The organism is Streptomyces pratensis (assembly GCF_037137275.1).
Lineage (GTDB): Bacteria > Actinomycetota > Actinomycetes > Streptomycetales > Streptomycetaceae > Streptomyces > Streptomyces pratensis_B.
This window is the reverse complement of the sequence record NZ_JBBBEN010000052.1, coordinates 144,883-155,093: the sequence shown is the minus strand read 5'-3', so window position 1 is coordinate 155,093 and position 10,211 is coordinate 144,883. Positions and strand designations below refer to the sequence as shown.

Sequence of the window (10,211 nt, the reverse complement as noted above, 5' to 3'; positions counted from 1 at the left end):
CGGCTTCCGCATGTCGCGTCCCTGGCGGCGGGGGCGGGGGTTTCGACGCCTGAGGCAAGGCTGTCCGGAGGGGCTCCCGCTGGGGGTGCGCGGTGTGTCCTGCGCGCGGTGCCCCGGGGGTCCGGTGCGGGCGGCCTGGTCGGGTCGGTCCCGGGGCCCGTCTTCCCGGGGCGAGGGCGCGGGAGGACGGGTCCGGGGGGGGAAGCGTTCTGGTCAGGTGCGGTGCGGCTGGGGCCGGTCGCGTGGTGCGGGGCCCCGCCGGTGGGGGCGGCGGGGCCCGGGGGGCCGGCCCGCCGCCCGGGGTGGGTCAGCCGGTGGTGGCGGCCGTGCGGACGGCCAGGGCGCGGCGGAGGTCGTCGAGCTGGTCGACGAGCTTGCGGCGCAGGGCGGGGGTGAGGTCCGGGTCCTCCAGTGCGTGGGCTCCCGTGGCGAGGCTCTGGGCGTCGACGGCGTACGCGGGGAAGGCGTGGCGGCCGGCGGCCTCGGCGATGGCGGGGCCTCGGCGGGCGGCGAGTGCGGCGGCTTCCGGGTAGAAGCGGGGCACGTAGGGGCTGAGGAGGTCTTCCTGGCCGGGCTGCCAGAAGCCTTGGGCGGTGGCGGTGAAGAGGTAGTTGGACAGGGTGTCGTCGGTGAACAGGGCGTCCCAGGCGGCGGTCTTGGCCTCGGGGGTGGGCAGGGCGGCCCGGCAGCGGGCGGCTCCTTCGCGGCCGGTGGCGCTGGGGTCGGCGGCGAGTGCGGTGGCGATCGCGGTCTCGTCGGTGGCGCCGAGGGCGGCGAGGCGGGTGAGGATGCGCCAGCGCAGTTCGGGGTCGAGTTCGGGTCCGCCGTGGACGGTGCCGTCGTCGAGCCAGCTGCGAAGGGTGTCGGGCTGGGTGGCGGCGTCGATGAAGTGGCGTACGGCGGTGAGGCGGAGGCCGGGGTGGGAGCCGTCCTCGGTGCGGCGGATGAGGTCGCGGCAGAGGTCGGTGATGGCGGCGAGTGCCGCCGGGCGGGCCTCCGGGGTGACGTAACGGGCGGTGATCTGTCCGGCGGCGAAGGAGAGGACGCCCTCGACGAGGGCGAGGTCGCGTTCGTGCGGGAGGTGGGTGCGGGCGGCGGCGAGGTAGTCGGTGGGGTGGAGGTCGCCGTCGCGGACCATGTCGCGGGCGGTGTTCCAGACGACGGCTCGGGTGAGGGCGTCGGGGATGCCGGAGAGGCTGGTCAGGACGGTGTTCCAGGAGGCGGTGTCGAGGCGGACCTTGGCGTAGGCGAGGTCGCCGTCGTTGAGGACGACGAGGGCGGGGCGGCGGCCGGGGCGGACGGTGGGGTCGCCGTCGCCGGGTACGTCGATCTCGAAGCGGTCGCGCGGGGCGAGGTGGCCGGGGCCCGCCTGGGTGTTGAGGGCGTGGTCGTAGGCGCCGACGGTGATGCGGTGGGGGCGGTCGCCGTCGCGGGTGACGGTGAGGGCCCAGGACTGTCCGGTTCCGGCGGGTTCGGTGATGTCGGCGGTGAGGGTGTCGACGCCGGTGGTGCGCAGCCACCGCTCGGCCCAGGCGTGGACGTCGCGGTCGGTGGCGGTGGCGAGGTTGTCGATGAAGTCGGCGAGGGTGGCGTTGGCGAACTTGTGCCGGGCGAAGTGGGTGTTGATTCCGGCGAGGAAGTCCTTCTCACCGAGCCAGGCGACGAGTTGGCGCAGGGCGGAGGCGCCCTTGGCGTAGCTGATGCCGTCGAAGTTGAGGAGGGCGGATGCGGTGTCGGGGACGGCGTCGGGGTCGGGGGCGACGGGGTGGGTGGAGGGGCGTTGGTCGGCGTCGTAGCCCCAGCCCTTGCGGGCGACGCCGAAGTCGACCCAGGTGTCGGTGAAGCGGGTGGCTTCGGTGAGGGTCTGGTAGCCCATGTACTCGGCGAAGGACTCGTTCAGCCAGATGTCGTCCCACCAGGTGAGGGTGACGAGGTCGCCGAACCACATGTGGGCCATCTCGTGGGCGATGGTGACGGCGCGGGTCTGGCGCTCGGTGTCGGTGACGGCGGAGCGGAAGACGTATTCGTCGCGGAAGGTGACGAGTCCGGGGTTCTCCATGGCGCCGGCGTTGAACTCGGGGACGAAGGCCTGGTCGTAGGAGTCGAAGGGGTAGGGCTCGTCGAACTTCTCGTGGTAGCGGTCGTAGCAGGCGCGGGTGATGTCGAGGATCTCCTCGGCGTCCGCGTCGAGGTGGGGGGCGAGGGAGCGGCGGCAGTGGATGCCGAAGGGCAGTCCGGCGTGCTGGGTGGTGATGGAGTGCCAGGGGCCTGCGGCGACGGCGACGAGGTAGGTGGAGATGAGGGGGGTGGGGGCGATGGTCCAGTGGCCGTCGCCGGTGTGGTCGGCGATGCCGTTGCCGAGGACGGTCCAGCCTCGGGGGGCGGTGACGTCGATGGCGAAGACGGACTTGAGGTCGGGCTGGTCGAAGGCGGCGAAGACGCGCTGGACGTCCTCCAGGAACAGTTGGGTGTAGAGGTAGGTCTCGCCGTCGGTGGGGTCGGTGAAGCGGTGCATGCCCTCGCCGGTGCGCGAGTAGTTCATGGCGGCGTCGACGTGCAGTTCGTGGCTGCCGGGGGTGAGGCCGGTGAGGGGGTAGCGGTTGCCGTCGAGGAGGGCGGGGTCCAGGGGTCGTCCGTCGAGGCTGACCGAGCGCAGGGTGGCGGGCTTGACCTCGACGAAGGTGTCTCCGGCCGTGTGGGCGGTGAACCGGATGGCGGTGCGGGAGTCGAAGGTCTCCTCGCCGGTGGTGAGGTCGAGGGCGATCGTGTACCGCTCCACGTCGATGATCTGGGCTCGGGTCTGCGCTTCGTCGCGCGTCAGTACGGACATGGCCCCATGCTGCCGTACGGGGTGCGGCGCGCCCAGGGGGGTTCTCCCTGGGCGGACGGGCGGGCGCGGGGCGGGCGGCGCACGGTGGGCGCGGGGCTTCGCAGCGGCGGGCGTTTGCCGGCGGTACAGGGCTTCGGAGTCGGGCCGGAGGGCGGTTTCCGGGGGCTGCGGCGCGCTCGGTACCGGCCTCAGCGGCCTCCGGCGTCCTCGGCTTCGGCTTCGGCTTCGGCTTCGGCTTCGGCTTCGGTGGCCCGCGTCTCCCCCGGTATCGGCGTCGGTGGCCTCCGACGTCGTCGGCGGGGCCTTCGGGGGTGGTGGGTCCGGGGGGCGGTCAGGACCCCGGCCCGGCCGCGTCGCCGCCGTCCGCCTCTTCGGCGATGCGCTCGTGGTGGCGGATGACCTCGGCGATGATGAAGTTCAGGAGCTTCTCCGCGAACGCCGGGTCCAGGTTCGCGCTCTGCGCCAGTTGCCGGAGCCGGGCGATCTGGCGGGTCTCGCGGGCGGGGTCGGCGGGGGGCAGCCGGTGGTCGGCCTTGAGGCGGCCGACCTGCTGGGTGGCCTTGAAGCGCTCGGCCAGCATGTGGACGACGGCGGCGTCGATGTTGTCGATGCTCTCGCGCAGCCGGTGCAGTTCGGTCTGTACGGAGGCGTCGATTTCGCTCGTGCTCATGGAGAGCGAGCTTAGACGCATCCCGCTCCGCCCCTGTGATCGGTGGGGAGCGTGCCCGGCCACATCGCGGGGCCGAGGGGAGGCGCGGTCCGGCCTCGTCAGGGTGGTGGGCGGGAGAGCCGGCCGGGTCCCGTCACGGTGGCGGGCGGGCGGGGGGTTCGGTCACGTCGCGATGGTCGGCGGGTGGTCCGGGTCGGGCGCCCGGTCGCTCCAGCCGCCCGGCACGCTGCGGCGTTGCTGTTCGCGGAAGCGGACGGGGGCGGTGCCGACGCGGCGGGCGAAGAGGCGGGAGAAGTAGGCGGGGTCGTCGTAGCCGACGCGGCGGCCTACGGCGGCGATGGGCAGGTCGGTGGCGGCGAGGAGCTCTTTGGCGCGGCCGAGGCGGATGCCGAGCAGGTAGTCCTTGGGGCTGCATCCGGCTCCGCGGCGTACGGCGGTGCGCAGTTCCGCGGGGGTCATGGCGTGCCGGGCGGCGTGTTCGGCGACGGTGAGCGGCTGGAACGCGTCGCGGGCCAGCGCGTGGAGCACGGGGTCTCCGTCGGGTCCGGTGCCGGCGCGGGCTCGGCGCAGGGAGACGAGGAGTTCGTGGACGGCGGCTCCGGTCTCCACTTCCAGGAGGGGGTTGCCGCGTCGGGCGGCGCGGACGATGCGGCCGACGGCCGCGCGGGGGGCGGCGGTGTCGGAGAGCGGGACGAGGGGGCGGCCGGGTTCGATGTAGCCGAGTTCGGTGTAGGCGGTGGTGGCGGGGCCGGTGAAGTCGACGAAGCTCTCGTCCCAGCCGGTGCCGGGGTCGGCTCCGTAGTGGTGGGGGGTCCCGGGCGTCAGCCAGATGAGGGTGGGGCCGGTGACGGGGGTGCGGCGCCCGTCGGCGCCCTGGAACCATCCGCTGCCGGAGTCGACGATCACGGCGACGTGGTGGTCCAGGGTGCGGGGGCCGACGGTGGGCAGGGCGCCGTGCTGGAGGCCGACGCCGAGGCAGGCCAGGCCCAGGCGGTGGTGGAGCGGGCTGGGGGTGAAGAAGCGCATCCAGGTGCGGTAGGCCGGCGGGTGGTGCATCGGCGCTCTCCCTTCCTCCCGTTCCGGCCGTTGCGTCCTATCGGCAGCGATCTTTGTCCATGGACGGGCCCGGCGCCAGGGGCCAGGCTGGTCCGACCGCGGGCCCGCGGCCCGGCGGGCCCACGGTGGGCCGGACAGCGCAGGAGAGGACGAGCGGCATGAGCGACTTCACCGTGGAGGACGACTGTTTCCGGCTCGACGGGGAGCCGGTGCGGCTGTTGTCGGGTGCGCTGCACTACTTCCGGGTGCACGAGGAGCAGTGGGAGCACCGTCTGTCGATGCTGGCGGCGATGGGTCTGAACTGCGTCGAGACGTATGTGCCGTGGAATCTGCACGAGCCGCGTGCGGGTGAGTACCGGGACGTCGCGGCGCTCGGCCGGTTTCTGGACGCGGTGCGGCGGGCCGGGCTGCTGGCGATCGTGCGGCCGGGTCCGTACATCTGCGCCGAGTGGGAGAACGGCGGGCTGCCGGTCTGGGTGACGGGCCGGTTCGGGCGGCGGGTGCGGACGCGGGACGCGGAGTACCGGGCGGCGGTGGAGCGGTGGTTTCTGGCACTGCTGCCGCAGGTGGCGCGGCGTCAGGTCTCCCGGGGTGGTCCGGTGGTTCTGGTGCAGGTGGAGAACGAGTACGGAAGTTATGGCAGTGACGCGGTGTATCTGGAGTGGCTGGCGGGGTTGCTGCGGCAGTGCGGGGTGACGGTTCCGCTGTTCACGTCGGACGGGCCCGAGGACCACATGCTGACCGGCGGTTCGGTGCCGGGGCTCCTGGCGACGGCCAATTTCGGGTCGGGTGCGGCGGCGGGGTTCCAGGTGCTGCGCCGCCATCGGCCAGGGGGCCCGCTGATGTGCATGGAGTTCTGGTGCGGCTGGTTCGACCACTGGGGGGCGGAGCCGGTGCTGCGTGACCCGGCGCAGGCGGCGGGGGCGTTGCGGGAGGTCCTGGAGTGCGGAGGGTCGGTGAACGTCTACATGGCGCACGGCGGGACGAACTTCGGGGGCTGGGCGGGGGCGAACCGGTCGGGTCCGGTGCAGGACGGGGAGCTCCGGCCGACGGTGACGTCGTACGACTACGACGCGCCCGTCGACGAGTACGGGCGGCCGACGGAGAAGTTCCGGCTGTTCCGGGAGGTTCTGCGGGAGTACGCGCGAGGGCCGTTGCCTGCGTTGCCCCCGGAGCCGGTCGGGCTCGGGGTGCGGGTGCGGGCGGAGCTGGTGGAGTGGGCGCCGCTCGGGGAGGTGCTGGAGGCGCTGGGTGATCCTCAGGCGCCGGTGTCGGGGGCGCCGCCGACGTTCGAGGAGCTGGGGGTGGACCGGGGGCTGGTGTGTTACCGGGTGGCGGTGCCGGGGCCGCGCCAGGCGTATCCGCTGGGGGTCTCGGGGTTGCGCGACCGGGCGGTGGTGTACGTGGACGGGGTCAGGGCGGGGGTGCTGACCGAGGCGAGCGGCCCGTTGCCGGAGCCGGTGGCGGGTCCGGCGGAGGTCGAGCTGTGGGTGGAGTCGCTGGGCCGGGTCAACTACGGACCGCGTCTCGGTGAGCCGAAGGGCATCACGGGCGGGGTGCTGCACGAGCGGCAGTATCTGCACGGGGTGCGGGCGCGGGCGTTGCGGTTGGAGGCCTTCGAGGTGGCGGGCGCGGTGGCGGCGGTTCCGTTCCGTACGGTGCCGGCGGTGGCCGACGGGTCTGCGGGAGCGGGCCGTACGGGGCTGTTCCGGGGGTGGTTCACGATCGGGGGCGCGGCGGACGCGGATCACGCGGGCCTCGCGCTGCCGGGCTGGACGCGGGGGTTCGTGTGGGTGAACGGTTTCTGTCTGGGCCGGTACTGGTCGGTGGGCCCGCAGCGGGTGCTGTATGTGCCGGGCCCGGTGCTCCGTGAGGGGGCCAACGAGGTGTGGGTGCTGGAGCTGGAGGGTGCGGGCGGTCCGTGGGTGGAGCTGGGTCCGGGGGCGCCCGTGCGGGCGGGCGCCCCCGGGGTGGTGGAGCCGTGACCGCGGCCCGGGAGGGGCGATGGCCGGGGGGCGGGCCCCGGCAGGGTCAGAGTGAGGCGGCCGCGGAGGCGATGGCGGACGCGAAGGTCGAGACCTCGGTGTAGACGCCCGGGTAGCCGGGCCGGGCGCAGCCGCGGCCCCAGCTGACGATGCCGACCTGGGTCCATTCGCCGGCGTTGTCCTTGCGGAACATGGGGCCGCCGGAGTCGCCCTGGCAGGTGTCGATGCCGCCGGTGTCGGGGTAGCCGGCGCACAGTTCCTCTGAGGGGACGAGGCTGCTGCCGTAGGCGGCCCGGCAGGCGGTGTCGGAGACGTACGGGACGTTGGCCTTGAGCAGGTAGCGCTGCTGGCTGCCGCCTTCGCGGTCGGCGCCCCAGCCGGCGACGGTGAAGACGCCCTGGTTGTAGGCGGTGGTGGTGGCGATCTTGAGGGTGGGCTGGTCGATCGGCTGGGCGAGCTTGATCAGGGCCCAGTCCTTGCCGGCGCCGTTGTAGCCGGGGGCCTGGAGGACCTTGGTGGACCTGACCTTGACGGCGCTCGGGGAACGGAGGTCGACGACGCCCGCGGTAGCGGTGATCGAGGTGGTGTTGCCCGATCCGTTCACGCAGTGGGCGGCGGTGAGGACGATGTCTCGGGCGTAGAGCGCGCCGCCGCAGCCCATGGAGAGCCGGACCATGAAGGGGAACTCGCCCTGCGCGGCCCGGGTGCCGCCGACGACGGGGTTGGGGGCCGCGGAGGCGGTGGCGGGCTGGAGGCTGACGGTCGCGAGGGCGACCGCGGCGAGGACGACGGAGCATCTTTTCAGCGCACGCAGGAGCTGCTTCACGGGCTGCCTTCTTTCGTGGGGGCTGGCGTGGGGGGCTTGCGTGGGGGTGCTGGGGGCGCGCGTGGGGGACGGTGTGTGTCCCGGGCGGCGTGATGACAGCCGGCACCACAGCCGGTTTGGTCATGCACCCGACAAGAACCATCCGATTATCGGTAGCTGGTCACCGCCCCCACAAGGCGCACTTTCCGGCCAAGGCCGCCGGCTTCCGCCGCGGGCCTCGGCCCCCGGCCCGGCATACAGTGGGCATCCGTCGGACGTCGCGGATGGGGGACATGACGTGTCGAACAGCCCTCCGGGCGCACCGGTCGTCCATGGCTTTCCGCACCTGGACACGGTCCGCTCCGCCATCACCGCGCTCTACCGGCGACTCTCCGCGGACGGCGTCCACGCCTACGCCACCAGCCTCCCGCCGGCCGACGCCGCCTTCGGGGACGAGGAGGACCTGCACCTGGGCGCCCAACGGGTGGCGCGCTCCCTGGTCCACCACCTCCACCTGCCCGACGCCCGCGTGATCGTGGGCTTCCGCGCCATGGAGCACGCCGCGAGCGTCGAACTCACCGCCGGCCCGGAGTACTTCATCGAGCTGAACGACCGCTTTCGCACCCACCGCCGGGACATCGGCGCGGCCCTCGCGCACGAGGTCACCCATGTGCTGCTGCACCGGCTCGGCCTGGAGTTCCCCGGCACCCGCGCCAACGAGATCCTGACCGACACGACCACGGCCTATCTCGGCACGGGCTGGCTGCTGCTGGACGCCTTCCGCGAGGACGCCACGTCCCGGCAGAAGCTCGGCTATCTGACTCCCGAGGAATTCGGATACGTCCTGGCGAAGCGGGCGTTCGCCTTCGGCGAGGACCCCTCCCCGTGGTTCACCAGCCCGCAGGCCTACACGGCGTACACCGAGGGGCGGGCGCGGGCCCTGCACGATCTGCGCCGGCCCCCGCTGGCCGCCGCCGGCTGGGCGAGCCGCCGCCGGTACGCCAAGGACCGGCGGAACGCCCGGAACCACCCCGGCGCCGGCACGGACCCGGGCCTCCCGTACGCCTTCGAGACCGGCGGCCCCGAGCCGCGCGTCTCCTTCCCCTGCCCCGCCTGCCACCAGCGCCTCCGGGTCCCCGTCCGGGGCCGGTTCACCGCGCGCTGCGGGCTGTGCCGCACGGCCCTGGAGTGCGACACCTGAGCCGCGCCGGGACCACCGTAGGGTCGAAGCATGACGAACGAGCCGATCAGGGACGAACCCAGCCTGTTCGACGCGCTGTACGAGGACGAGAACGCGGTCGTGCGGGCCCTGCGCGCGGGTGCGCGGGCCGAGGCGAGCGACGAGGAAGGCACGACCGCGCTCTACCTGGCGTCGGTCCAGGACCGTCCGGGGGCGGTACGGCTGCTCCTCGCGGCCGGGGCGGACCCCGACCGGGCGAGCGGGCCGGGGGCGAGCGACCTGCCCCTGTGCGGGGCGGCCTGCGGCGGCCACACCGAGGTGGTGGAGGCGCTGCTGTCCGCGGGGGCGCGGCCGGACCTGCGGGAGGAGTACGGCTTCACGGCGCTGCGCTGGGCGGTCGGCCTCGGCCACGCCCCCACGGTGGAGCTGCTGCTCCGGTGGGGCGCCGACCCCTCGCTGCCCGGCCCGCAGGGGGAGGCGATGCTGGTCCTGGCCGCCCGGCGCGGCTCGCTGCGGACCGTCCGGGCGCTGCTCACGCACGGTGCGGGGGCGGCGGGGCAGGAGGCGGCGGTGGCCGACGCGCTGCGGGAGGCGCGGCAGATGGCCGGGATCGACCCCGAGCGGGAGCTGCTGCGGCAGCTGGAGGAGACGTACGGCCCCGGAATCGACGCGGTCACCAGGCGTGAACGGGCGAACGGCGAGGAGACCGTGACGGTGGAGCTGCTCCGCGACGGCGTGCCGTCGGCGGGGACCGATCTGCACACCGGGCACCGGGAGATCGCGGCGCTGCTGGAGGGGCGCGGCTGATCCGTTCGGAGGGCCCCGGCGGCCGCCGGCTCACCGGGCGCGCTCCCAGGCCTTTCGGGTGAGCACGTAGGCGACCTCGCCGTGTTCGGAGCCCTCGATGGTCTCCGGCCAGTCCTCGGTGTAGGCCCGCAGGAAGGTGAGGCCCGCCTTCTCCATCACCCGGCGGGACGCGACGTTGACCGCCATGGTGTTCGCGGTGACCTGTTCGACCCCGAGGTCGGTGAAGGCCTTGTTCACCAGGGCCCGTGCGCCCTCGGTGGCGTATCCGCGGCCCCAGGCGGACCGGTGCAGCCGGTAGCCGAGTTCGGCCACGGCGGGGTCGTGGTCGTTCAGGGGGCGGAGTTCGAACCATCCCAGGAAGGTCCCGGTGTCCTTCCGCAGCGCTGCCCAGTAGCCGCGGGCCCCGGTGCACGGGTGGTCGTGGAGGAGCCTGGGCAGGGTCCGGCCCCGGATGTCCTGCTCGCTCGTCGGCCGGCCGCCGTTGATGTAGCGCATGACGTCGGGGTCGTTGTCGAGGGCGAGCAGGTCAGGAACGTCGGCGTCCGTGAAGGGGCGCAGCACGAGTCGGTCGGTCTCCAGGAAGGCACGCATGCGGTGATCTTCGCCGCCGGGGCCCGGGCCGCGCCACCGATATGTGCGGGGCTCCCCGGACGGCACGGTGGTGGAGCCCCGCCCCGCGTCCGCGTCCGGCCCGTGGTGGCTGATGCGGACGGGGGGGCACGGCGGTGTCGCACCGGGCCACCGTGGCGTGACGACCCTCGTGTCGTACAAGTTCCTGGGGCCCCGACCGGGTGACAGCGGGAGCGGCACCGCCGGACGACGCGGCGTCCCGCACGGGAGGGACGCCGGACTGCGGGGCCCGGGGCGGCGGCCCGGAA

At 74.0% G+C, this 10,211-nt stretch carries 8 protein-coding genes; 3 read left to right on the top strand and 5 right to left on the bottom strand.

Annotated elements, in window-relative coordinates:
• Positions 1-307: 307 nt before the first annotated feature.
• The 3 genes from pepN to V9U70_RS02975 form a co-directional block, all read right to left on the bottom strand.
• A complete protein-coding gene (pepN, locus tag V9U70_RS02985) occupies positions 308-2,830 on the bottom strand; it encodes an aminopeptidase N (protein ID WP_336672842.1) in 2,523 nt (840 codons plus the stop codon).
• A gap of 331 nt (positions 2,831-3,161) precedes the next feature.
• Complete coding sequence (locus V9U70_RS02980; RefSeq protein ID WP_336672841.1) at positions 3,162-3,500, bottom strand: chorismate mutase; 339 nt, start codon at positions 3,498-3,500, stop codon at positions 3,162-3,164.
• A 162-nt stretch (positions 3,501-3,662) separates the two neighbouring features.
• Entirely contained in the window at positions 3,663-4,556 is an 894-nt protein-coding gene (locus tag V9U70_RS02975) for an AraC family transcriptional regulator (protein ID WP_336672840.1), read from the bottom strand.
• Positions 4,557-4,714: 158 nt separating this feature from the next.
• Between V9U70_RS02975 and V9U70_RS02970 the strand changes: the two genes are divergently transcribed.
• Positions 4,715-6,541, top strand: a complete 1,827-nt coding sequence (locus V9U70_RS02970) for a glycoside hydrolase family 35 protein (protein ID WP_336672839.1) — start codon at positions 4,715-4,717, stop codon at positions 6,539-6,541.
• Between the two features lie 46 nt (positions 6,542-6,587).
• Here V9U70_RS02970 and V9U70_RS02965 read toward each other — a convergent pair whose 3' ends face one another.
• Positions 6,588-7,367: a S1 family peptidase gene (locus tag V9U70_RS02965; RefSeq protein WP_336672838.1), complete on the bottom strand. Its 780-nt coding sequence runs from the start codon at positions 7,365-7,367 to the stop codon at positions 6,588-6,590.
• Between the two features lie 277 nt (positions 7,368-7,644).
• Between V9U70_RS02965 and V9U70_RS02960 the strand changes: the two genes are divergently transcribed.
• Both V9U70_RS02960 and V9U70_RS02955 read left to right on the top strand, forming a co-directional pair.
• Entirely contained in the window at positions 7,645-8,547 is a 903-nt protein-coding gene (locus V9U70_RS02960) for a hypothetical protein (RefSeq protein WP_336672837.1), read from the top strand.
• A 30-nt stretch (positions 8,548-8,577) separates the two neighbouring features.
• Entirely contained in the window at positions 8,578-9,333 is a 756-nt protein-coding gene (locus V9U70_RS02955; RefSeq protein WP_336672836.1) for an ankyrin repeat domain-containing protein, read from the top strand.
• Positions 9,334-9,363: 30 nt separating this feature from the next.
• Here V9U70_RS02955 and V9U70_RS02950 read toward each other — a convergent pair whose 3' ends face one another.
• A complete protein-coding gene (locus tag V9U70_RS02950; protein WP_336672835.1) occupies positions 9,364-9,924 on the bottom strand; it encodes a GNAT family N-acetyltransferase in 561 nt (186 codons plus the stop codon).
• Between the last annotated feature and the right edge of the window lie 287 nt (positions 9,925-10,211).

Coding starts and splice junctions, on each gene's coding strand:
- V9U70_RS02950 (WP_336672835.1), bottom strand. CDS start 9,924: ATGCGTGCCTTCCTGGAGACCGACCGACTCGTGCTGCGCCCCTTCACG.
- pepN (WP_336672842.1), bottom strand. CDS start 2,830: ATGTCCGTACTGACGCGCGACGAAGCGCAGACCCGAGCCCAGATCATC.
- V9U70_RS02975 (WP_336672840.1), bottom strand. CDS start 4,556: ATGCACCACCCGCCGGCCTACCGCACCTGGATGCGCTTCTTCACCCCC.
- V9U70_RS02980 (WP_336672841.1), bottom strand. CDS start 3,500: ATGAGCACGAGCGAAATCGACGCCTCCGTACAGACCGAACTGCACCGG.
- V9U70_RS02955 (WP_336672836.1), top strand. CDS start 8,578: ATGACGAACGAGCCGATCAGGGACGAACCCAGCCTGTTCGACGCGCTG.
- V9U70_RS02970 (WP_336672839.1), top strand. CDS start 4,715: ATGAGCGACTTCACCGTGGAGGACGACTGTTTCCGGCTCGACGGGGAG.